Source organism: Brucella oryzae, from assembly GCF_041929965.1.
Lineage (GTDB): Bacteria > Pseudomonadota > Alphaproteobacteria > Rhizobiales > Rhizobiaceae > Brucella > Brucella oryzae.
Genome location: NZ_JBHEEO010000001.1, coordinates 160,369 through 182,347 on the forward strand (window position 1 = coordinate 160,369; position 21,979 = coordinate 182,347).

Below are 21,979 nucleotides of genomic sequence, written 5' to 3' on the forward strand. Positions count from 1 at the left end.
AGAAAGATCTCACCCCTCAGGGGTGAGATCAAAAACATGATGATGTATATGCCCGTCGAACATTTCCAGGAGGCCCTTCGTGGCCTCCCGACTTGCATATCGAACAGGTGAAGCAAGCGCTTCCGCCAAAGTCTCTCTACTGTCATATTTGGTCCAGAGAACCATCGGGTACGCGGGCGCACCTTCGTCGCGCTCGACAGCGTAAAGGACACGAACTTCCCTGATGCCCGGAAAATCAAGCCACATCGGCATAAGGATATCAGCCACATAGGCTTTGAACGCATTCTCGCGCCCAGCATGAATAGCACCTTCAAAAAAGGCTTGTCTGACAATCATGGGAATAACTCAGTTTACCTTGGTCGGCGGAATATCGCCTGAAAAATATGCTGCGAGATTGACGAGCACGAGTTCGCCCATTCCGACACGTGTTTCTAGAGTTGCGCTGCCCTGATGCGGCATCAGCACCGTATTTGGCGCGGTCAGGAAGTCTTCGCGTATCGTCGGTTCATCCACGAAGACGTCAAGACCAGCTCCAGCGATAATTCCGTTATTCAATACAGCCAGAAGCGCTTCTTCATCAACGACACTGCCGCGGGCGACATTGACCAGATAGCCCCTGTTTCCAAGCGCTGCGAGAACATCCGAGTTGACGATATTGGCCGTTGATGGGTTAGCCGCAACACAGACTGCGAGCACGTCACTTTCCCGCGCGAGCTCCACCGGAGTCGTGTGCGCAATCCAGTCTGTGCCAGCGACAGGCGAGCGATTCCAGTAATGCACTTCCATACCGAATGCTTCTGCCCGTCGTGCAAACGACTTTCCGATCTGGCCAAGCCCCAGAATGCCAACCCGCTTGCCCTTTGGGCTAACCCCAAGAGGAAATGCTTCCCGGCGGGCCCATTTGCCTTGCCGCACAAACTGGTCACCTGCACCAACATGGCGCATCACCGCAAGCATAAGGGCAATACCAATATCGGCAACATCATCGGTCAAAACACCCGGTGTAGTACTGACATGCACTTTGCGATCCCGTGCAAAGGCGAGGTCAACCTTATCCGTTCCAACCCCGTTGATAGCGATCAAACCGAGGGACGGCAGACGTTCTATCCACTCGTTGGAAAGCCCGGTTCCGCCGCCGGTAACAACGGCGCGGATCGTGCCGAGGGCTGCGTCGATTGCCGCCTTGTCTTCCGGCTTGTACAGCCGAAGAACCTTGTATGATGCATCCAATCGTTCTTCGATCAGCGGCATCATCGGTTCTATGAGCAGAACTTCGTTCGTCACTTCAAACTCCATTACTAAACTATTGGAGATGATCAGGAAATCTGACCAATAAATGCCTTCGTGCGCTCATGCTTCGGATTACCAAAGAATTCCTCCGGTTCCGCCATCTCGAGAATTTGCCCTTGATCCATGAAGATGACACGGTCTGCCACCTGTCGTGCGAAGCCCATTTCATGGGTAACGCAAAGCATGGTCATACCTTCCTTGGCGAGATCGATCATGGTATCGAGAACTTCCTTGACCATTTCAGGATCAAGTGCCGAAGTCGGTTCATCGAAAAGCATGATCTTGGGATTCATGCAGAGTGCACGTGCAATCGCCACACGCTGTTGCTGACCGCCGGATAGCTGTGCCGGATATTTATCCGCCTGTTCAGGAATGCGAACGCGCTCCAGATATTTGCGTGCTGTCTTTTCGGCTTCAGACTTGGAAACACCACGCACTTTCATCGGAGCCAAAGTGCAATTCTCAAGAACCGTCATATGCGGAAAGAGGTTGAACTGCTGGAAAACCATGCCGGTTTCCTGTCGGACAATATCCACGTTCTTTCCACCTGCAGTCAGGTCATGGCCGTCGACAACGATGCGGCCCTCCTGAATGGTCTCCAGCTGATTGATGCAGCGGATAAGGGTCGACTTTCCCGAGCCAGACGGACCGCAAATCACGATACGCTCACCGCGAGCCACTGTCAGATTGATATCTCTGAGTGCGTGATACTTACCGTACCACTTGTTCACTCCCTGCATGAGTACTGCAGGATCGGAAACATCCTGCGGAAGCCGGTTCGTTCTTCCCTGAGCCATCTGGTTCATGTCGAGAAACTCACTTTCGTGGACTGGGTCGTCATGCCCGTCCATTCGGCGGGCATGACAAAATTCGAGAGCTTACTTTGCCTGAGAAACAAAATCCGGCAGCGGCGTACCAAGCCACTTCTCATGAATCTTGTTCAATTCGCCGTCGCTCTTCACCTTTTCGATGAATTTGTTGACGAATTCGAGCATTTCCGTCGAACCTTTACGAACAGCGATACCCTGCACCTGCTGGCTGAGCTGAATTTTCTGCTCATAACGGCCCGGCGCAGCCTTTTCGATTTCGGCAGCCACGACATTGGAAAGACCGATAAGCTCAACCTGCCCCGAGAGCAGAGCCTGCACAGCGCTTGCGTCATCATCGAAGCGACGAATGTTTGCGTCCTGTGGTGCTACCTTAGTTACTGCTGTGTCCTGTGTGGACGCGCGCGCGACGCCGATGGTTTTACCGGAAATATCCTCCGGCTTTGCAACAGCAATATCTTTTGGCCCAAACACGCCGATCGAAATGCCCGCATAGGGCTGCGAGAAGTCAACGCTCTTGGCGCGTTCCTCGGTGATGCCCAACGAGGCAACTAGAACATCGACCTGCCCGCTCTGCAGATATGGGATCCGGTTTGGACCGGTAACCGGTACGATCTGAGCTTCAACGCCCAGTTCCTTCGCCAGCAGCTTTGCTACATCGGCGTCATAGCCATCCGGTTCATTGCTAGTGTTCATGATGCCAAACGGCGGAAAGTCGACCAGCATACCGATCTTGATTTTTCCGGCAGACTTAATGCCGTCAACAGTCTGTGCAAAAGCTGTCGGTGCCAACACCGTCGCGAGAGCTCCCGCACCAATCAAGGCCATTGCCAAACGTCTGGTGATAGTCATGCTTATTCCTTCCCTATTAATAGCCGATCTCCTCACCGGCATCGTTTCATTATCTCGGCAAATTCGCTGATGCAGTATCGTGCCACATTCAGTCGGAAGCGCCGTTCGTCTTTCCCAAGCCCCCCCAGTTACCGAGCTGTAGCGCGAGAAAACCTCGTTTCCATGCGACGCGCTAAAATAGATAGCGGCCAGCAAAGGACAAAATAGACAGCCGCTACTGTGCCAAACACCATGAACGGGCTGAACGTCGCATTGTTGATGATCTGTCCCTGTCGCGTCAGTTCTGTGAAACCGATGATCGCGGCAAGCGACGTGCCCTTGATGAGTTGCACTAAAAAGCCCACGGTCGGCGCGACAGAAATGCGAGCGGCCTGCGGCAGGATCACGTAGCGCATGCGGTTATAGTAGCGTAGCCCCAGCGCCGTAGCTGCTTCACGTTGGCCAGGCGGCACTGCATCGATACAACCGCGCCAAATCTCACCGAGAAACGCGCTCGCATGCAATGTCAGTGCAATCGTCGCAGCAATCCACGGATTGATACCCAGACCAAAAATATTCAGGCCAAAAAACACCAGGAATAGCTGCATCAGAAGCGGCGTACCCTGAAACAGCCGTATGAAGCCGAGTGCGACGTAACGTGGAACGCGAGCATCAGAGACTCGCATCAGCGCGACAAGCAACCCACCGATTCCCCCACCGACAAAAGCAATAGCGGAAAGAGCGATAGTCCATTGCGCTGCATAGACGATAATGAGGAATTCGTTCCAGCCGAAAGGTCTGATCATGGCCCGCTCCTATCGGCTCAACGGATATTTAAATGCCATCTTCTCGATCAGCGCAAAAATGGCCGAGAAACCGATGGACATGACAAGGTACATGAGCGTGATAACGATATAGACCTCGAAACTCGCGAAAGTCGCGGATTGCAGATCGTTACCGGCAGCCGCAAGCTCATTCGCCGATATGACCGAAACGACACTAGAGGTCAGCATCAGATAGATGAATTGGCTGGTCAGTGACGGATAAACCGTCCGCAAGGCCGGTTTCATGATGACATAGCGAAAGACTTGCAGTTTGGAGAGACCGAGCGCGGTCCCCGCTTCCACTTGGCCTTTGTGAATAGATTCAATACCGGCGCGAATAATTTCCGTGCCGTAGGCGCCGAAATTCACCACCAGCGCGAGAAGCGCCGCGCTGTTGGGCGATAATCGCAAACCGGCAGACGGCAACCCAAAGAAGATGAAGAAAATCTGCACCAGAAACGGTGTGTTACGGATAATTTCGATATAGGTGTCGATGATAAAGCGAACCGGCTTTGGTCCAGACGTCTTGCCGACCGCGCAGACAACCGAGACGATGAGGCCCAGCACCATAGCAGCGCAGGAAAGCTCAATTGTCTGCCATGCGCCGACAAGCAGCTTGTCCATCGACGCGAAAACAGGCGCGAAGTTGAAATTATACAATGCTGAACCTCCCGGTACACGAACTATGCCGACTTTTCCTCCTGGCGGCAATAAATTTAGATCGATCTAAATGCGTTTAACCTCGTTCGTCAATCATTAATTCGGACTAGATGACGGACGCTTTTACCGGACCGCAGGACTGCCTTACCTGCAGATATGTTTCACTAACAATCCGTTGCGCTTCGGTTTTTGGGTTTGCCAAACGGGATAGAAGCAATCTAGCAGCGTTCTGGCCCACTGTAACAGGCCGAGTTGATACAGAACTCAAGCGCGGACGCGTCGCTTCGGCATCGCTTACATCATCAAAGCCTATCAGAGAAAAATCCTCACCTATTTTTCTCCCGCAATCATAAAGGCCAGCCGAAAGGCCTAACGCAATCACGTCATTGAAGCAGATTGCCGCTGTCGGCTCACGACCTTCCTGAAAGAGTATCGGAGCAGCTTTGGCAATTTCCGGCATCGTATGCGGAAAGCGAACAATCATTTCGGGGTCGAGGCCTCGTTGCTGCATCGCATCGCGAAACCCCTCCACGCGCTCGCGATATGCGGAATGAACCGGACCGTGCACAGCAAATGCGATTGTCCTATGCCCAAGCCTGGCAAGATGATTGACCGCCTGCCGCATCCCACCCGCGTAATCAACGCCTGCATAGTCGATTCGATCACTCACATGACGTAGGACCTGCACCACGGGTAAGCCCCAGTCAGCGACTTGTTCGATGAATTCCGGTGCAGTTTCTGCTGTCGGCGACATGATCACGCCGTCAACGCCATGTTCACGCATGCGTTGCATAAGAGTGCTTTGGTTGGCGAAATTCTCGTGACTGTTTGCCAGAAGAACGACCAGCCCAGCTTCACCCACAACACTGTCTATTCCTGAAAGCAACTCGCCGTAAAACGGGTTGCCGAGGGTAGGCACGATGACACCAACCGTATTCGACCGCTCTACCCGGAGACTAGCGGCCCCCATATTATAAACATAGCCCAATTCCTTTAAGGCTTTTTCCACCTTTTCGCGCGTCGCCGCTCCCACCAACGGGCTTTTGCGGATGACAAGGGAAGCTGTCGCGCGCGATACATTGGCGTGGCGTGCCACATCCAGTAGCGTAACGCGACTTTTCCTGCGATCGTCACTCGACATAACTTCACCTGTCAGCAAGTTGAGCAATATCCGATCCGGTTAAAGATAAAATTCGACAAGACCCGTCGACCGGATTCGAAGCGCGTATAATCAATTGATACTTATGAATTGGTCAATCCGCTGGACGCAGAACCTCGAACCATCGTGAGAAAATGAGATTAGGAGGTATTCTCCAATGTTTTATTTTTCACATGCTCTCCCCATCATTGTCGCCCGCCTTTCACTTTTTTTCATTTAGAACGCTATCGTTTTCGAATTTATTCTGCCATTGGAAGATTCGAAGGTTGATCCTTTGGCAAAAATTGCATTCATATAAGTGCAATGAATATATTGCAGATGTCGGAACTTTGAGACCATTACGAAGGAGCTCAAATGTTCACGTACTCTCACACTCGAGGAGGAAACATGCTTATCCGTCTGATCACGACTTCAGCGCTGACCGGCGCCCTCTCCCTCACCATCGGTTCGCAGGCATTCGCCCAGACGGAACTGGCATGGTGGCACGGCATGACCGGTGCCAACAATGAAATGGTCAATGAGCTTTCGAAAGAGTTCAACGAAAGCCAGAGCGAATACAAGATCGTTCCCGTCTATAAGGGAACCTACCCTGAAACGTTGAATGCCGGCATTGCCGCGTTCCGTTCCAAGCAGCCGCCTGCAATCCTTCAGGTCTTCGATGCCGGTAGCGGCGTCATGATGGCTGCCGAAGGCGCAGTAGTCCCGGCTGCCGAGGTGCTCGAAAAGGGCGGCTATAAGTTCGACAAGTCGCAATATTTACCGGGCATCGTGGCTTATTATTCCAAGCCGGATGGCACCATGCTGTCCTTCCCGTACAATTCCTCGTCGCCAATACTCTATTACAATAAGGACGCCTTCAAAAAGGCTGGCCTCGATGAAAAAAATCCGCCAAAGACCTGGCCGGAAGTTTTCGAAGCAGCCAAGAAGATCAAGTCCAGCGGCGCGGCACCGTGCGGTTTCACCTCCACATGGCTGACCTGGATTCAGACCGAAAACTTTGCTGCCTGGAACAACGTTCCTTACGGAACGAATGAAAACGGTCTCGGCGGTACCGATGTGAAGCTTGAAATCAATTCACCGCTTTACATTCAGCACTTCCAGTCTATTGCTGACCTCGCGAAAGACGGTACGTTCCGTTACGGTGGCCGCACATCGGAAGCCAAACAGCTTTTCACCTCCGGTGAATGCGCAATGTTGACCGAATCCTCCGGCGGTCTCGGAGACGTTGTAAAGTCGGGCATCAATTACGGCATTGGCCAGCTGCCTTATTATGAAGGTCACGGTCCGCAGAACACGATCCCGGGCGGTGCAGCTCTATGGGTCTTCGCCGGTCTCAGCGACGAACAGTACAAAGGCGTCGCAGAATTCTTCAACTTCCTCTCGCAGACCAAAATTCAGGTCAAGCTGCACGAAAAGTCCGGCTACCTGCCTGTGACGTTGGCTGCGTACGAGGAAACCAAGAAATCGGATTTCTATGAAAAAAACCCAGGCCGTGAAACACCTATTCTCCAGATGATGGGCAAGGCACCCACTGAAAATTCAAAGGGTGTTCGTCTTATCAACCTGCCGCAGGTTCGCGATATTCTGAACGAAGAGTTCGAAGCCATGCTCGGCGGCAAGCAGGATGCGAAAACCGCACTCGAAAACGGTGTCAAACGCGCCAATGACGCGATTGCCGCAGCTCAGCAATAATTGACCAATTGACACGATGCCGCCTGCCTTCTTGGCGGGCGGCCCTGTTGCCCCACGAGGAAGCTCCCCGTGCAGAAAGTTACCTTTCCGAATAAAATCTTGCCCTATTTCCTGCTGGCCCCACAGATCATTCTGACTGTGGTGTTTTTCTTTTGGCCAGCCAGTCAGGCAATTTATCAATCCTTCATGCGTGAAGACGCGTTCGGGCTAAAGTCCACCTTCGTGGGACTTGCTAACTTCACAACCGTTCTGGCCGACCCCAACTATCTACATTCATTCAGAGTGACGATAGTTTTCAACATTCTGACCGCGCTGCTGGCCATGGGCGCAGCATTATTGCTTGCAACGGCGGCGGACCGCGTCATCCGCGGAAAGACATTTTATCGTACGCTTCTGATCTGGCCATATGCCGTGGCTCCAGCCGTTGCAGGCATGTTGTGGCTCTTCATGTTCAATCCCGCGATGGGCACTTTTGCCTATATACTGCGGCGCAATGGTATTGCATGGGATCCACTGCTTGATGGCAATCAAGCCATGGGCTTGGTCGTTGTTGCCGCGGCATGGAAACAGATCTCATATAATTTTCTGTTCTTTGTTGCGGGTTTGCAAGCGATTCCTAAATCATTGATCGAAGCAGCCGCCATCGATGGCGCGCGCGGATCGCGGAGATTTTGGTCTATTGTATTTCCGCTTCTTGCGCCAACTTCTTTCTTCCTGCTGGTCGTGAATACGGTTTACGCCTTCTTCGATACGTTCGGCATCATCCATGCTGTTACAGGTGGTGGACCTGCCAAAGCTACCGAAACCCTGGTCTACAAAGTTTACAACGACGGCTTCGTCAATCTCAACCTGGGCTCCTCTTCGGCACAGTCCGTCATTTTGATGGCAATCGTTATTGCCTTGACCGCCTTCCAGTTCCGCTTCGTCGAGAAGCGCGTACATTATTCGTGAGTGAGGCGACAATGATAGAAAAACGCCCAGTCTCAAACCTGATCGGCCACCTCATCCTGATCGTAGGCATTATTATCGTCGCCTTTCCGATCTACTATACCTTCGTCGCTTCGACGATGACTTCGACACAGATCATTCGCCCACCAATTTCGTTGCTGCCCGGCGATCATTTCGTCGAAAACTACGGCGAGGCTATCTTCGGTGGCGTGGAGCGCGTTGTCGGCGTCAGTCTAGAGCGGCTTTTATGGAACTCGTTCGTGGTCGCCATGGCAATCGCGGTCGGCAAGATCATCATCTCGTTCATGTCAGCTTTCGCGATTGTGTTTTTTCGCTTCCCGCTACGTATGTTTTTCTTCTGGATGATCTTCATAACGTTGATGCTGCCAGTGGAGGTTCGCATCCTGCCGACATACAAGGTGATCGTCGATCTCGGCATGATCGACACCTATGCCGGGCTGACCCTGCCTCTGATGGCGTCAGCGACGGCAACCTTCCTGTTTCGTCAGTTCTTTCTCACCATTCCGGGTGAACTGGTTGAAGCAGCGCGTATCGACAACGCCGGACCATTCCGTTTCATGCGGGATATCCTGCTCCCCCTTTCAAAGACGAATATTGCAGCGCTTTTCGTCATTCTCTTCATTTACGGATGGACCCAGTATCTGTGGCCACTGCTCGTTACAAATGATGCCAAGATGAACACGATCATCATCGGTCTGCGCCGTATGGTCGATTGGGCCGATGCGTCCACGCCTTGGAACTACGTCATGGTAACAGCCATTCTGGCCATCATCCCACCGATCCTCGTCGTGGTGTTGATGCAGCGCTGGTTTGTCAAAGGTCTCGTTGAAACGGAAAAGTAATGAGTAAAATCGTTCTTGATAACGTCCGCAAGAGCTATGGCGGCAATGTCGAAGTCATCAAAGGCGTATCGCTGGAGATCAACGACGGCGAATTTGTGGTACTGGTAGGCCCATCGGGCTGCGGCAAGTCCACACTCCTGCGCATGATTGCCGGTCTCGAAAGTATTACATCCGGTACCATTTCCATCGGCAGCCGCGTGGTCAACGATGTTGAACCTGCTGAACGCGATATCGCCATGGTATTTCAGAATTATGCGCTCTACCCGCATATGACGGTCCGCGAAAATCTTGCCTACGGCTTGAAGAACCGCAAAACGCCAAAAGACGAAATAGAACGTCGCATAGCGAAGGCTGCGAAGGCTCTCGAAATTGAACAATTTCTTGAGCGTAAGCCGCGCCAGCTTTCTGGTGGCCAGCGCCAGCGCGTCGCCATGGGCCGCGCCATCGTGCGCGAGCCTGCGGCCTTCCTCTTCGATGAGCCCCTTTCCAACCTCGATGCAAAGCTGCGCGTGCAGATGCGCGTGGAGATCAAGCGTCTGCAACGTTCACTCGGCACCACCAGCGTCTACGTCACTCATGACCAGATGGAGGCCATGACCATGGCAGACCGTCTTGTGGTGCTCTATGCTGGTCATATTGAACAGGTCGGCACGCCGATCGAGCTTTATGAAAAGCCAGCCTCCACATTCGTTGCAACGTTTATCGGCTCCCCATCAATGAATCTGCTGCAAAGCGATTCCACCGGCTGGACAACCGGCAACGCTGTGAGAACACCTGCGGGAAAATTCACCATCGGTGTCCGTCCTGAAGATATCCATATTCTGAAAGACGGAGAGCCGGATACCGACGGATTCAATACGACCGTCCGTATTGAAGCTGTCGAACTGGTCGGCGCTGAAAGCTACATTCACGCCGCCTTGCCGGACGGTAAGCCGCTTATTTTCCGTATTGCCGGACGCTCTGCACATAATATCGACGAGACTGTCAGAGTCGGTGCACTCGCAGGAAATATGCATATTTTCGGCAGTGACGGTCAGCGCATAAATGATTGACATTATAGCCGGTTGCGTTCTTCAAAAGGACGCAACCGGCTATAATAATCGATTTCTGTTTTAGAATTTATCGGCTACACAGAAGTGGAATATTTTTCCGCCTGTGAGGAAATTCCGATAGATGACGCATCAGCAGATACTCTCCTTCGCGGTAATCATACTCATGATGGGAGCGTTTATCTGGGGCAAGTTCCGCTATGATGTGGTCGCCCTCTGTGCACTTCTTCTAGGCATTGCAGTCGGCGTTGTCCCCTTCGATCAGGCTTTTTCAGGTTTCAGCGACGACATTGTCATTATTGTTGGCAGCGCTTTAGTGGTCAGCGCCGGAGTGGCGCGCTCCGGCCTTATGCAGGCGGCAGTTCAGCGTTTTTTGCCGGAAATGAATAGCGTACGACTGCAGCTCGCTGTTCTCGTCGCGGTGGTAACTGTTCTCTCCGCATTTGTAAAAAATGTCGGTGCGTTGGCAATCATGATTCCAGTTGCTTTTCAGTTCGCGCGCCGTTCCAACGTTTCCCCGTCGACCTTTCTCATGCCAATGGCATTCGGCGCGCTGCTCGGCGGATTGATGACCCAGGTGGGTACTTCGCCCAATATCGTCGTTTCCCGCATCCGTGGTGAAATGGTCGGAGAGCCGTTCACCATGTTCGACTTCACACCTGTCGGGGCGGTACTTTCAGCCGTGGGGCTCGTCTATCTGGTACTTTTTTATTGGCTCGTTCCGCAGCGCACTCGCGAAAATGTTTCGCTGGATGAAGCAATCAAGATCAAGAATTATGCTTCCGAAGCACGTATCACCAAAACTTCGACGATGACCGGCAAACGCGTGACCGATCTTATCAAGGCGGCGGAAGGCGAAGCGATGGTGACTTCCGTCATACGTAACAACCAGCGACTGACGCCGCTTCCCGACACAATTCTGAACGAAGGGGACGTGGTCCTTCTGGAAGGCGACCCCAAAGCGCTCGATGCAATCATAAGCGCCGGAAAACTCACTCTATCTGAAAACCGCAATCCTTCAGAGACCAGCGGCTCCACCGACATTGAGGCCGTTGAGGCTGTTATTGGCAAGAACTCGCGCCTTATCGGTCTAACCGCCCAAAGACTAGCCCTTTTTGCACGCTATGATCTGAACTTACTAGCAGTGAGCCGACCGGGTGAACGTATTACCGAACGTCTTAGCGAAGTCATTCTGCGCTTCGGCGATGTCATCGTGCTGCAAGGCAGACAGGCAAATCTATCCACTTTTCTGCCGGAGTTCGAATTGCTACCGCTTGCTCGTCGCAAGTTGATGCTCGGCAGCGTTAGGCGTGGATTGATCCCGCTCGCTATCCTGATTGCTGCCATCGGAGCAACCGCTTTAAGCCTTGTCCCTGTGGCAGTCGCTTTCTTCGCGGCTGCCGTCGCTATGCTGCTGTTCAAAGTGATCCCACTCAACGAGGTCTATGATGAAATCGATGGCCCAATTTTGGTCATGCTTGCTGCACTTATCCCTGTTTCGGACGCGCTGAGAACGACCGGCGGCACGGATATCATAGCCGAAGGGCTTGCCACCATCGGTCATCAATTACCGCCAGCAGGTGCTTTGGCATTAATTCTTGTAGCCGCGATGATGGTGACACCATTTCTCAACAATGCCGCGACGGTGCTCGTCATGGCTCCCATCGCAACAAGTTTTGCTTCCGGACTTGGTTTCAAACCGGAAGCCTTTTTGATGGCAGTGGCGATAGGCGCTGGATGTGATTTTCTCACGCCGATTGGCCATCAATGCAATACGCTCGTCATGGGACCAGGAGGTTACAAATTCAGCGACTATCCGCGTCTGGGATTACCACTATCAGTCATTATAGCGATTGTAACGGTTCCAACATTGATGTTCTTCTGGCCGTTGAAATAGCGCTAAAGCTCGACTGAGCGTATCCATTTAAGGCTGTCGGAAACGATCTTTTCTACGGTCTCGGCAATATCTGCACGAAATACCAGCGGTTCCCCGACGGGGCTTTCTAGCGTAGCGATCTGGCTTTCCAGCATCGTTACCGGCATAAAATGCCCGGTTCGATGCCCCATGTGCTCATGCAAAACTTCAAAACTGCCATCCAGGAAGACGAACAGCACCGGCGTACCGGCAGCGGAGCGAAGACGATCACGATAGCTTTTCTTTAGTGCAGAACAGGAAACGACAATTCCGTCGGTCGAGGCCGCAAGTCGTTCACCGATTTTATCGAGCCAAGGCCAACGATCCTCATCCTGCAAAGGTATGCCTGCCGACATCTTATCGACATTGGATTTCGGGTGCAGAGAGTCGCCTTCAAGAAACGGCAGCGCCAGTGCATCGGCAATCTTCTCGCCCACAGTCGACTTCCCAGAACCGGAAACACCCATCACGATAATACGCAGCATCAATTCCTCATACGCTCGCGGTCATGCCGCCGTCGACGTGCAGAACCTGTCCATTGACGAAAGTGGAAGCATCGCTGCTCAGGAAAACTGCAGCACCGACCAACTCTTCCACCTCTCCCCAACGACCGGCCGGCGTTCTTTTTTCCAGCCACGCCGTGAATTCGGGATTGTCAACCAATGCCTGATTCAGTGGCGTCTTGAAATAGCCCGGTGCAATCGCGTTGATCTGCAAACCATGTCGCGCCCAATCGGTGGCCATGCCGCGCGTCAGATTACGTATAGCTCCCTTTGTCGCCGTATAGGGTGCAATAGAAGGTCGCGCCAATTCGCTTTGAACTGAAGCAATGTTGATTATCTTGCCACGTCCTCGCGGGATCATATGACTTGCAACTGCCTGTCCGGCATAAAAAGCGCTGGAAATATTAGTTTCCAAGAGCTGCCGCCATTTCTCGATCGGGAAATCTTCGAGCGGTGCGCGATGCTGCATCCCCGCGTTATTGACCAGAATATCGAGCGCCCCGATTTCCTCTTCAATTACATCGATGGCTGCACGAACTCCTTCTGCGTCGGTCACATCGAACACGGTAGCAAAAACGGTATGGCCTTCGTCTTCTAGCAGTGTGACCGCCGCATCCACCTTGCTTCGATCACGACCATTGATGATTACCGTTGCCCCATGTTCTGCGAGCCCTCGCGCCAATGCAAAACCGATACCCTGGCTGGAACCGGTGATCAGGGCTATACGCCCCTCCAGACTAAAAAGCTCAAAAGAAGAAGCCATCAGAAAGTTTCCAGCTTGAGGCCGACACGGCTTGCTGCCTGCACAATGTGGTGGCGCATCACTTCGCGCGCTCGCAAGGGATCACGTGAATGGATGGCATCTCTGATTGCGGTGTGCTCATCAATTGTGATTTCGACAATCTGTTCAAGCACCGCTCGTGCACGCGCGGCATTGATTGCCTGATTGATCCTTTCGGCAATGAAACCGAGAACCAATGGAAAATACTCATTATGTGTTGCGGAAGCGAGTGCGCGGTGAAATGCGAGATCGGCAGCTATACCTGTATCTGTCCATTTTTTCGAACCGCTCATTTCTGCGAGTGCTTCATTAAGTTGCATCATGTCGTGTTCATCGTGATGCACTGCTGCAAGTCCGGCAGCTTCTATCTCCAACGCCATTCGCAACTGGAACAGGCTGCGGAAACTGTCTCGATTGGCAAGCGTTTCAGGTTCTATGCGGAGGGCATGCCGCCGATCGGGTTCCGTTACAAAAGCACCAACACCTTGTCGAGTTTCAACCAAGCCCTCGTTGCGCAACTGGGCTATCGCTTCGCGCACAACTGAGCGGCTGACACCAAAGCTCTGCGCGAGATTATGTTCTGTCGGCAACTTTTGCCCTGGCAAAAGACTGCCTTCACCGATCTGCCGCGTAATTTCGGAAGCAATGCGTCCGGGAAGCTGTTCATTGCGCCTGATTTCACCAAACAAAATGATAATGTCTCCCTGATTGCCCGTGCGATTGGTGTGTCGTCAGCCTTTTGAAGAGTCAAGCGAAAGCTGACAGCCGGGATTCATGATATTGTCCGGATCGATGACTTGCTTGAGGCCTTCAAGCAGTTTTCGCCGCACGGGGTCAATGCGCTTCTCGAAATCTTCCCTCTTCAGGCGACCGATACCGTGCTCAGCGCTGATGCTGCCTGCGTAACGATCCAGAACGGCATTGATTGTCTCCTTGGCAAGCTTGATCTTCTCGTCTTTCGACGCGGCATCAAGATTGCTTTCTGGAATGACATTGAGATGCACATTGCCATCGCCGACATGTCCGTAAGAAACAGCGAGGCAATCTGGGAGAATCTTCAGCAGTTCCCGCTCAGCTTCGGCGACGAATGACGCCAGTTTTGAAAGCTGGACTGATATGTCGGTGCGCAGATGTTTGCCCCGCAACGCCTGGCCCTCGTTCATGGCCTCGCGAAACATCCAGAGATTTTGACCTTGTGCACGAGAGGACGCGATGGTCCCGTCAAGAACGATGCCATCTTCCATTGCTCCTGCAAGAAACTGTTCCATCAAGGATAGTATATCGACCAGCCCCGAACCTGAAATCTCCATCAAGACATAGGCGGGGTACTGTCCAAGCGGCATGGCAAGCTCTGGCATCGCCTCTTGCGCCAATGTAAATGCCGCCGGCGGCATGAATTCAAAAGCAGACATCAAATCACAGCATTGCACACGCGCGCGCCTATAAAGTGCAATCGCATCACCGAGCGAATTGAGCCCCAGCAGGGCTGTTTCCACCTTGTCTGGCAAAGGCATAAGTTTGATTGCCACACCGGTCACCACTCCCAGAATGCCTTCTGCCCCTATAAATAGCTGTTTCAGGTCAATGCCGCGATTGTCTTTCCTCAGTGTCGAAAGCCCATTGAATATCGTACCGTCGGGCAGGACGACTTCCAGTCCCAGCACCAGCTCGCGGGTCATGCCGTATCGCAACACGTTGATGCCGCCGGCATTGGTGCTGACATTTCCCCCGACGCGGCAGCTTCCCTGCGCACCAAGTGCTAATGGAAAGAACATCCCTTCGGCTGCCAGTTTGTCTTTCAGTTCGGAGAGAATGCAACCGGCATCCACAACCGCAGAAAAATCATCCGGATCGACCTTCCGAATACGGTTCATGCGCTCAAGGCTTAGAACAACAAGATTATCTTGACCGTCCGGCACGCCGCCTTGCACAAGACCGGTGTTTCCGCCTTGCGGAATGATGGACAATCCCAGTGAAGCGCAGGCTTTAACCGCAGCAGAAACATCCTCTGTCGAACGCGGACGGATGACGGCAACCGCCGTATTTGCCACATCTCCCGGCCAGTCGCGACAATAGCCAAACATGTCGTTTTGCCCGGTCATAACCAAATCATCGCCCAAAAGAGCAACGAGATCAGTTTGCTTGTTTCCGGTCATGTGCCCCGAACCGTACATGATATCCTCTTGGCTTTACCGATGCGCAATGTGCTGTCGCGGGTGTATGACAGTTTTTGAAATGCGACAGGCTTTTCCGTTTCATTCCTGTAGCAAGATGGAAAAACTGTTTTCAACGCCTACATATAAGGTTATCAGACAACCCTACAACACAAATCTGGTGGGAGACTGGATAAGTGTCGTGATGGCAGCCAACATCAGGTTTTCGAATAGGAGTCAGCTGCAAAGCTGGGAGGAGGCTTTCTAAATGCATGTCGCAATTATCGGCGCTGCTGGTATGGTCGGGCGCAAGCTGACCCAGCGCCTTTCAAACGATGGTCATCTTGGGGAAAAGCCCGTTGAAAAGCTTACCCTTATCGATATCATAGCAGCAGAACCTCCAATCGGTTTTGCAGGATCGGCCGATACTCTAGCTGCGGATATATCCACCATGGAAACCGCTCAGAAGATCGTGTCAGGACGCCCTGACGTTATCTTTCACCTCGCGGCAATCGTGTCCGGTGAAGCAGAGGTCGACTTCGATAAAGGATATCGAATCAATCTGGATGGCACGCGGCATCTGTTCGACGCAATCAGGCTTGCGCACATTGCCGATGGCTATAAACCTCGTGTGGTTTTCACGTCGTCCATCGCCGTTTTCGGCGCCCCGCTCCCCTATCCGATCCCCGACGAATTTCACACCACCCCGTTGACGAGTTACGGTACGCAGAAGGCAATCAGCGAACTTCTGTTGTCAGACTACACGCGGCGCGGTTTCTTCGACGGCATCGGCATTCGCCTGCCGACGATCTGCATACGACCGGGCAAACCAAATAAGGCCGCATCCGGCTTTTTCTCGAACATCCTGCGCGAACCGCTCGCTGGACAGGAAGCCGTCTTGCCTGTTCCTGAGGGTGTCCGGCATTGGCATGCTTCGCCGCGATCAGCGGTCGGCTTTCTGATCCATGGAGCTACCATCGATACGGAAGCGGTTGGAGCGCGCCGCAATCTTTCCATGCCAGGTCTCAGTGCCACTATAGGCGAACAGATTGAGGCATTGCGTCGGATTGCCGGGGAAAAAGCCGTCGCTCTGATCCGACGTGAACCAAACGAAATGATCATGCGTATGGTCGCAGGATGGGCACCCGGTTTTGAGGCAAAACGCGCACAGGCTCTTGGCTTCACCGCAGAAACATCATTTGATGAGATCATTCGCGTTCACATTGAAGATGAAATGGCAGGCAAACTTTGACACGCAAGATCGCTTTTCTTGGAACCGGCCTGATGGGCGTACCAATGGCCAGTCGGCTTCTGGATGCGGGCTTTGATGTAGCAGCCTGGAACCGGAACAGCGTCAAGTCTGCCTCTCTTGCAGAAAAAGGTGCCAAACTCGCTCAATCTGCCACCGAAGCGGTGGAGACCGCGGACGTAATCATCATGATGTTGACTGATGGCCCGGCAGTACGCGACGTTCTTTTCAACCAAGGGGTCGCTGCCGCCTTGAAAAAAAGCAGTACCGTCATTGACATGAGTTCAACTTCGCCAGACTTCGCGCGCGAGCATGCCAAGCGTCTGGAGGCAAAAGGCGTTAATCATATCGATGCCCCGGTTTCCGGAGGTGTAGTGGGCGCCCATGAAGGCACGCTTGCCATCATGGCCGGAGGAGACGAAGCGATCATCTCCGGCCTCGCCGATGTGTTCAAACCAATGGGTCGCCTCACCCGCGTCGGTCCGTCAGGTGCCGGTCAGCTCGCAAAACTTGCCAATCAGCAGATTGTTGCCGTAACCATCGGAGCGATTGCAGAGGCAATGGTTCTGGTCGAAAAGGGCGGAGGATCGCGCGCCGCATTCCGAGATGCTATCCGCGGTGGTTTCTGTGAAAGCCGCATTCTCGAACTGCATGGCAAGCGGATGATTGACCGTAATTTCGAACCGGGCGGCACATCGCGCATTCAGCTTAAAGACCTCAATTCGATCCTCAAGACCGCAGGCGACCTGTCGTTAAGCTTGCCATTGACCGAGACTGTACGCGAAGCCTTCGCAGCTTTCGTGGAGGAAGGCGGTGGCGAGAAGGATCACAGCGCCCTGCTCCTGCATCTCGAAAAGCTCAACGAGAGCCATAGAGGCTAGCACGCAGACAATCCAATTGCATTTGGGAGGTGCAATGAAGATCACCGCAATCGAAACCATTCGCATCGCCGAACGGCCAAACCTGTTGTGGGTGGAAGTTCACACGGACGGAGGAATTACCGGACTCGGTGAAACCTTTTTCATGTCTGAGACTGTTGAGGCTTATCTGCACGAATATGTTGCGCCACGCGTTCTCGGTCGCGATCCACTGCAGATCGATCTGCTGGCTTCTGACCTTGTGGGGTATCTCGGTTTCCGTTCAACTGGCGCGGAAGTGCGTGGCAACTCCGCTTTCGATATCGCCCTGTGGGATTTATACGGCAAGGCTACCAACCTCCCGATCGCCCAACTTCTCGGCGGCTTCAGCCGTCAATCCATCCGCACGTATAATACCTGCGCCGGAACGGAATACATCAAGAAGGCAACGGGCCAGCAATCCGCCAATTATGGCCTGGCTGGTGCAGGAGCTGATTATGACGATCTTAATAGCTTCCTGCACCGGGCAGACGAACTTGCACTTTCGTTACTGGACGAGGGCATAACGGCAATGAAAATCTGGCCGTTCGACATGGCCGCAGAGAAAACACGTGGACAGTATATTTCCCAACCTGATCTGAAGGCGGCATTGCAACCTTTTGAGAAAATCCGTGCAGCTGTCGGTGACCGCATGGATATCATGGTTGAATTCCATTCAATGTGGCAGCTCTTGCCCGCTATGCAGATCGCCCGTGAACTTGGGCCTTTCAAGACCTTCTGGCATGAAGACCCGATCAAGATGGACAGTCTTGGCAGTCTCAGGCGTTATGCGGAAGCAAGCACTGCGCCGATCTGTGCCTCGGAGACTTTAGGAAGCCGCTGGGCGTTTCGCGATCTGCTCGAAACGGGTGTTGCTGGCGTTGTCATGCTCGATTTGAGCTGGTGTGGCGGCCTGTCAGAAGCGCGTAAGATCGCAGCTATGGCAGAAGCCTGGCATCTACCGGTCGCTCCGCATGATTGCACCGGTCCTGTCGTTTTGTGTGCTTCGACGCACCTGTCACTGAATGCTCCGAACGCACTTATTCAGGAAAGCGTTCGGGCATTCTACAAAACCTGGTATCGCGATCTTGTAACGGCTTTGCCCGAGGTCAAGAACGGTATGATTACCGTGCCGCCCGGCTCCGGGCTCGGCATGGAACTCAATCCAGAAATGGACAAGGCTTACAGTGTCAGCCGCAGAAAAACAGATCGATCTAATTTTTGAGGCGGTACGGACTGAAGGCTGGACTCAACTCCAGACTGCTAATAACAATAGCACTATTGTTGTCAGACATCCTGACAACATATGGCCTGTGGGAAACGGTCATGCATTGGGAGGATATCTGTGCAAGACAAGCGTGAACTGAAAGCAACGACAATTTTGCCTGACGACAGCCATTCAGCGGTTCTGATCGGCCGTGTGTGGTCAAAGGCCGAAAACGGCCCCTGCCCAGTATTGGTGAAAAACGGTCATGTGCATGATCTATCCAGCTTGTCCGCTACGGTTTCTGGCCTTCTGGAGCGCAGTTCGCTGATAAACGAATTGAAAGCTACAGAAAGCTTTCCAAATCTCGGCTCTGTGGACGATTTCCTTTCCGGTGAACGCGGAGAGTTGCTTGCTCCTATCGATTTGCAGTCCATCAAAGCGGCAGGCGTCACCTTTGCTGACAGCATGCTTGAACGTGTGATCGAAGAACAGGCAAAAGGTGACCCTTCCCGCGCCCGCGAAATTCGCGAACGTCTCGCCCCTGTCATCGGCGACAATTTGCGGGGTGTCGTGGCGGGGTCAGAGAAAGCGGCGGGCGTCAAAGCACTCCTGCAGGAAATGGGGCTCTGGTCCCAATATCTTGAGGTGGGCATTGGCCCTGATGCGGAAATCTTCACCAAATCTCAGCCCATGTCTGCGGTTGGCTGCGGCGCAACCGTCGGCATTCTTCCGATTTCACAATGGAACAATCCCGAACCTGAAGTCGTACTGGTTGTCGCTTCGGACGGACGCATTGTCGGCGCAACTTTGGGTAATGACGTCAATCTCAGGGACATCGAAGGACGTTCGGCTCTCCTGCTTGGCAAAGCCAAGGATAACAATGCTTCCTGTGCTATCGGCCCGTTCATTCGCCTCTTCGATAGCGAATTCACCATGGATGTGTTGCGCAAGCTCAAGCTGTCGCTGACTGTCCACGGAGCTGATGGCTTCGAGATGACCGGCGAAAGCCCGATGGAAGCAATCAGCCGTGATCCTGAAAATCTCGCATCGCAGATGATGAACCGCAATCATCAGTATCCGGATGGCGCAGTATTGTTCCTCGGTACAATGTTCGCGCCCGTCAAGGACCGTCGCGGTGCCGGACAAGGTTTCACCCACGAAGTCGGCGACCGTGTGGAGATATCAACTCCCAAGCTCGGCCGCCTCGTCAATTGGGTCGACCGAACCGACAATTGCCCGGAATGGATATTCGGCATCAGAGCCTTGATTAAGAATCTGCAGGCCCGCGATCTGCTCGATAAAGTCTGAGGGCGACTAGATGACGAAAGCCATAGACTTCTTCTACAAGATACTTGGTGCACTTCTCGTCTTTCTCCTTGCCGGCATGGCTATAATGGTCTTCGTCAACGTGATTTTGCGCTACGCCGCAAATTCCGGACTGACCGTATCAGAAGAGCTTTCACGCTATTTCTTTGTCTGGGTAGCATTTCTCGGTGCTGTTCTCACATTTAGAGAGAACAGCCATTTGGGCATCGAGTCACTGGTTGCCCGTTTTGGGCGACAAGGCCGCATTATATGCATGGCAGTCAGCTATCTGATTGTCCTGTTGTGCTCGGGAATTTTCTTCTGGGGCACATGGAAGCAATTCGACATCAACGCCAGCATGGTCGCACCTGTTACCGGGCTCTCGATGATCTGGGTCTACGGCGTCGGATTATTTACCGGCGGCGCAATGTTCATCATTGCAGCTGAACGTTTCCTTCGTGCCGTTACCGGTCGTCTGACCGATGAGGAAATTGCCACCTTTGCGGGCGAACATTCGCTCGACCATCTGATGGAGTAGACGACATGACGCTTGTGGTATTTGTCGGCTCGCTCCTCAGCGCTATGGCCATTGGTGTTCCGATTGCCTTCTCGCTTATGTTCTGCGGTGTCGTTCTCATGTTGTACATGGGGATGTTCAATACGCAAATCATCGCGCAAAACATGATTGCCGGGGTCGACTCCTTCACCCTTCTGGCAATCCCTTTCTTCATTCTGGCCGGTGAACTGATGAATTCGGGCGGCTTGTCCCGCCGCATCATTGATTTCGCCATAGCTTGCGTCGGCCATATTCGCGGCGGCCTCGGTATCGTTGCCATTCTTGCAGCCATCATCATGGCCAGCGTATCGGGTTCAGCTGCGGCTGACACCGCGGCGCTTGCAACCATTCTCGTCCCTATGATGGCGAAAGCAGGCTATAACATCCCGCGTTCAGCCGGACTGATGGCTGCCGGCGGCATTATCGCACCGGTCATCCCACCATCCATGGCAATGATCGTATTCGGTGTCGCTGCAAATGTATCCATAACGCAGCTTTTCATGGCTGGCATCGTGCCAGGTCTGTTGATGGGTATCGCCCTGCTCTTCACCTGGCAGATCGTCGTCAGAAAAGACAACCTCAAAGTACTGCCCAAGCAATCCGGCAAAGATAGGCTGCGAGCAACTGGACGCGCGCTATGGGCGCTGGGTATGCCGATCATCATTCTCGGTGGCATTCGTATGGGCGTCATGACACCGACGGAAGCGGCCGTAGTAGCAGCAGCCTATGCCCTCCTTGTCGGTATGTTCGTCTACCGCGAACTGAGATTTATCGATCTCTACGGCGTCTTTCTGCGAGCCGCCAAGACAACGTCCATCATTATGTTTCTTGTCGCCTCGGCACTGGTTTCGTCATGGCTGATAACGGCGGCAAACATTCCGGCGGAAATCAGCGGATATATCGCCCCCCTAATCGACAGCCCAAAACTGTTGATGTTTGCAATCATGATCCTGGTGCTCGTGGTCGGAACGGCATTGGATCTCACGCCGACAATTCTCATCCTGACACCAGTTCTGATGCCTATCGTGAAACAGGCAGGTATCGATCCGGCCTATTTCGGTGTCCTGTTCATCATGAATACTAGTATCGGACTTATCACTCCGCCGGTCGGCGTCGTGCTGAATGTAGTCAGCGGCGTATCAAAGGTACCGCTCGGAAAAGTTGTCGCAGGCGTAAATCCGTTCCTGATTTCGCAAGTGATCGTATTGTTGTTGCTGGTTCTGTTTCCAAGTCTGGTACTCGTACCTATGAACTGGCTTCATTAGGTTTAA

General features: G+C 53.1%; 22 protein-coding genes. 11 read left to right on the forward strand and 11 right to left on the reverse strand.

Features of this window, described 5'->3' with window-relative positions:
- Positions 1 to 9: 9 nt before the first annotated feature.
- From JNC70_RS00785 to JNC70_RS00815, 7 genes are all read right to left on the reverse strand, one after another.
- Positions 10 to 336, reverse strand: a complete 327-nt coding sequence (locus JNC70_RS00785) for a hypothetical protein (RefSeq protein ID WP_104754901.1) — start codon at positions 334 to 336, stop codon at positions 10 to 12.
- Between the two features lie 9 nt (positions 337 to 345).
- Positions 346 to 1,296: a 2-hydroxyacid dehydrogenase gene (locus JNC70_RS00790; RefSeq protein ID WP_104754900.1), complete on the reverse strand. Its 951-nt coding sequence runs from the start codon at positions 1,294 to 1,296 to the stop codon at positions 346 to 348.
- Between the two features lie 20 nt (positions 1,297 to 1,316).
- Positions 1,317 to 2,096, reverse strand: coding sequence for an amino acid ABC transporter ATP-binding protein (locus tag JNC70_RS00795; RefSeq protein WP_104754948.1), 780 nt, complete (start codon positions 2,094 to 2,096; stop codon positions 1,317 to 1,319).
- Between the two features lie 72 nt (positions 2,097 to 2,168).
- Positions 2,169 to 2,969 (reverse strand): transporter substrate-binding domain-containing protein, encoded by an 801-nt coding sequence (locus JNC70_RS00800; RefSeq protein ID WP_167394035.1) that lies wholly within the window; start codon positions 2,967 to 2,969, stop codon positions 2,169 to 2,171.
- Between the two features lie 128 nt (positions 2,970 to 3,097).
- Positions 3,098 to 3,754 carry an amino acid ABC transporter permease gene (locus tag JNC70_RS00805; RefSeq protein ID WP_104754899.1) on the reverse strand — a complete coding sequence of 219 codons (657 nt, stop codon included), beginning with the start codon at positions 3,752 to 3,754 and terminating at the stop codon, positions 3,098 to 3,100.
- A gap of 9 nt (positions 3,755 to 3,763) precedes the next feature.
- Positions 3,764 to 4,432 (reverse strand): amino acid ABC transporter permease, encoded by a 669-nt coding sequence (locus JNC70_RS00810; protein ID WP_104754898.1) that lies wholly within the window; start codon positions 4,430 to 4,432, stop codon positions 3,764 to 3,766.
- A gap of 106 nt (positions 4,433 to 4,538) precedes the next feature.
- Positions 4,539 to 5,573 (reverse strand): LacI family DNA-binding transcriptional regulator, encoded by a 1,035-nt coding sequence (locus JNC70_RS00815; protein WP_104754897.1) that lies wholly within the window; start codon positions 5,571 to 5,573, stop codon positions 4,539 to 4,541.
- A 405-nt stretch (positions 5,574 to 5,978) separates the two neighbouring features.
- Between JNC70_RS00815 and ugpB the strand changes: the two genes are divergently transcribed.
- The 5 genes from ugpB to JNC70_RS00840 all read left to right on the forward strand — a co-directional run bounded on the left by ugpB (position 5,979) and on the right by JNC70_RS00840 (position 12,040).
- Positions 5,979 to 7,283: a sn-glycerol-3-phosphate ABC transporter substrate-binding protein UgpB gene (ugpB, locus tag JNC70_RS00820; RefSeq protein ID WP_167394034.1), complete on the forward strand. Its 1,305-nt coding sequence runs from the start codon at positions 5,979 to 5,981 to the stop codon at positions 7,281 to 7,283.
- A gap of 69 nt (positions 7,284 to 7,352) precedes the next feature.
- Entirely contained in the window at positions 7,353 to 8,234 is an 882-nt protein-coding gene (gene ugpA / locus JNC70_RS00825; RefSeq protein ID WP_104754896.1) for a sn-glycerol-3-phosphate ABC transporter permease UgpA, read from the forward strand.
- Between the two features lie 11 nt (positions 8,235 to 8,245).
- Positions 8,246 to 9,094: a sn-glycerol-3-phosphate ABC transporter permease UgpE gene (gene ugpE / locus JNC70_RS00830; RefSeq protein WP_104754895.1), complete on the forward strand. Its 849-nt coding sequence runs from the start codon at positions 8,246 to 8,248 to the stop codon at positions 9,092 to 9,094.
- Positions 9,094 to 10,146: a sn-glycerol-3-phosphate import ATP-binding protein UgpC gene (locus JNC70_RS00835; protein WP_104754894.1), complete on the forward strand. Its 1,053-nt coding sequence runs from the start codon at positions 9,094 to 9,096 to the stop codon at positions 10,144 to 10,146. The genes ugpE and JNC70_RS00835 overlap by 1 nt, the downstream gene beginning before the upstream one ends.
- A gap of 121 nt (positions 10,147 to 10,267) precedes the next feature.
- The gene (locus JNC70_RS00840) at positions 10,268 to 12,040 is read left to right on the forward strand and encodes an SLC13 family permease (RefSeq protein ID WP_104754893.1); all 1,773 of its coding nucleotides are present in this window, start codon (positions 10,268 to 10,270) and stop codon (positions 12,038 to 12,040) included.
- A 2-nt stretch (positions 12,041 to 12,042) separates the two neighbouring features.
- On the opposite strand, the gene JNC70_RS00845 is transcribed toward JNC70_RS00840, so the two are convergent.
- Genes JNC70_RS00845 through JNC70_RS00860 form a run of 4 tightly spaced genes read right to left on the reverse strand, consistent with a single transcriptional unit; the run spans position 12,043 to position 15,516 of the window.
- Complete coding sequence (locus JNC70_RS00845) at positions 12,043 to 12,543, reverse strand: gluconokinase (protein ID WP_104754892.1); 501 nt, start codon at positions 12,541 to 12,543, stop codon at positions 12,043 to 12,045.
- Positions 12,544 to 12,550: 7 nt separating this feature from the next.
- Positions 12,551 to 13,324: an SDR family oxidoreductase gene (locus JNC70_RS00850; RefSeq protein WP_104754891.1), complete on the reverse strand. Its 774-nt coding sequence runs from the start codon at positions 13,322 to 13,324 to the stop codon at positions 12,551 to 12,553.
- The gene (locus JNC70_RS00855) at positions 13,324 to 14,031 is read right to left on the reverse strand and encodes a FadR/GntR family transcriptional regulator (RefSeq protein ID WP_104754890.1); all 708 of its coding nucleotides are present in this window, start codon (positions 14,029 to 14,031) and stop codon (positions 13,324 to 13,326) included. The genes JNC70_RS00850 and JNC70_RS00855 overlap by 1 nt, the downstream gene beginning before the upstream one ends.
- A 42-nt stretch (positions 14,032 to 14,073) precedes the next feature.
- Positions 14,074 to 15,516, reverse strand: coding sequence for an FAD-binding oxidoreductase (locus JNC70_RS00860; RefSeq protein WP_104754889.1), 1,443 nt, complete (start codon positions 15,514 to 15,516; stop codon positions 14,074 to 14,076).
- A gap of 247 nt (positions 15,517 to 15,763) precedes the next feature.
- Between JNC70_RS00860 and denD the strand changes: the two genes are divergently transcribed.
- The 6 genes from denD (at position 15,764) to JNC70_RS00890 (ending at position 21,973) form a co-directional block, all read left to right on the forward strand.
- Positions 15,764 to 16,747 carry a D-erythronate dehydrogenase gene (gene denD / locus JNC70_RS00865; protein ID WP_104754888.1) on the forward strand — a complete coding sequence of 328 codons (984 nt, stop codon included), beginning with the start codon at positions 15,764 to 15,766 and terminating at the stop codon, positions 16,745 to 16,747.
- Positions 16,744 to 17,625 (forward strand): NAD(P)-dependent oxidoreductase, encoded by an 882-nt coding sequence (locus JNC70_RS00870; protein WP_104754887.1) that lies wholly within the window; start codon positions 16,744 to 16,746, stop codon positions 17,623 to 17,625. Before denD ends, JNC70_RS00870 begins: the two co-directional genes overlap by 4 nt.
- Before the next feature lie 34 nt (positions 17,626 to 17,659).
- A complete protein-coding gene (locus JNC70_RS00875; protein WP_104754886.1) occupies positions 17,660 to 18,865 on the forward strand; it encodes a mandelate racemase/muconate lactonizing enzyme family protein in 1,206 nt (401 codons plus the stop codon).
- Positions 18,866 to 18,985: 120 nt separating this feature from the next.
- Positions 18,986 to 20,155, forward strand: a complete 1,170-nt coding sequence (locus tag JNC70_RS00880) for a fumarylacetoacetate hydrolase family protein (RefSeq protein WP_104754885.1) — start codon at positions 18,986 to 18,988, stop codon at positions 20,153 to 20,155.
- Positions 20,156 to 20,165: 10 nt separating this feature from the next.
- Positions 20,166 to 20,690, forward strand: coding sequence for a TRAP transporter small permease (locus JNC70_RS00885; RefSeq protein ID WP_104754884.1), 525 nt, complete (start codon positions 20,166 to 20,168; stop codon positions 20,688 to 20,690).
- A 5-nt stretch (positions 20,691 to 20,695) separates the two neighbouring features.
- Complete coding sequence (locus JNC70_RS00890; protein WP_104754883.1) at positions 20,696 to 21,973, forward strand: TRAP transporter large permease; 1,278 nt, start codon at positions 20,696 to 20,698, stop codon at positions 21,971 to 21,973.
- Positions 21,974 to 21,979: the final 6 nt, after the last annotated feature.

Coding starts and splice junctions, on each gene's coding strand:
- ugpB (WP_167394034.1), top strand. CDS start 5,979: ATGCTTATCCGTCTGATCACGACTTCAGCGCTGACCGGCGCCCTCTCC.
- JNC70_RS00795 (WP_104754948.1), bottom strand. CDS start 2,096: ATGAACCAGATGGCTCAGGGAAGAACGAACCGGCTTCCGCAGGATGTT.
- denD (WP_104754888.1), top strand. CDS start 15,764: ATGCATGTCGCAATTATCGGCGCTGCTGGTATGGTCGGGCGCAAGCTG.
- ugpE (WP_104754895.1), top strand. CDS start 8,246: ATGATAGAAAAACGCCCAGTCTCAAACCTGATCGGCCACCTCATCCTG.
- JNC70_RS00890 (WP_104754883.1), top strand. CDS start 20,696: ATGACGCTTGTGGTATTTGTCGGCTCGCTCCTCAGCGCTATGGCCATT.
- JNC70_RS00845 (WP_104754892.1), bottom strand. CDS start 12,543: ATGCTGCGTATTATCGTGATGGGTGTTTCCGGTTCTGGGAAGTCGACT.
- JNC70_RS00850 (WP_104754891.1), bottom strand. CDS start 13,324: ATGGCTTCTTCTTTTGAGCTTTTTAGTCTGGAGGGGCGTATAGCCCTG.
- JNC70_RS00815 (WP_104754897.1), bottom strand. CDS start 5,573: ATGTCGAGTGACGATCGCAGGAAAAGTCGCGTTACGCTACTGGATGTG.
- JNC70_RS00860 (WP_104754889.1), bottom strand. CDS start 15,516: ATGTACGGTTCGGGGCACATGACCGGAAACAAGCAAACTGATCTCGTT.
- JNC70_RS00790 (WP_104754900.1), bottom strand. CDS start 1,296: ATGGAGTTTGAAGTGACGAACGAAGTTCTGCTCATAGAACCGATGATG.
- JNC70_RS00805 (WP_104754899.1), bottom strand. CDS start 3,754: ATGATCAGACCTTTCGGCTGGAACGAATTCCTCATTATCGTCTATGCA.
- JNC70_RS00835 (WP_104754894.1), top strand. CDS start 9,094: ATGAGTAAAATCGTTCTTGATAACGTCCGCAAGAGCTATGGCGGCAAT.
- JNC70_RS00875 (WP_104754886.1), top strand. CDS start 17,660: ATGAAGATCACCGCAATCGAAACCATTCGCATCGCCGAACGGCCAAAC.
- JNC70_RS00885 (WP_104754884.1), top strand. CDS start 20,166: ATGACGAAAGCCATAGACTTCTTCTACAAGATACTTGGTGCACTTCTC.
- JNC70_RS00785 (WP_104754901.1), bottom strand. CDS start 336: ATGATTGTCAGACAAGCCTTTTTTGAAGGTGCTATTCATGCTGGGCGC.
- JNC70_RS00800 (WP_167394035.1), bottom strand. CDS start 2,969: ATGACTATCACCAGACGTTTGGCAATGGCCTTGATTGGTGCGGGAGCT.
- JNC70_RS00840 (WP_104754893.1), top strand. CDS start 10,268: ATGACGCATCAGCAGATACTCTCCTTCGCGGTAATCATACTCATGATG.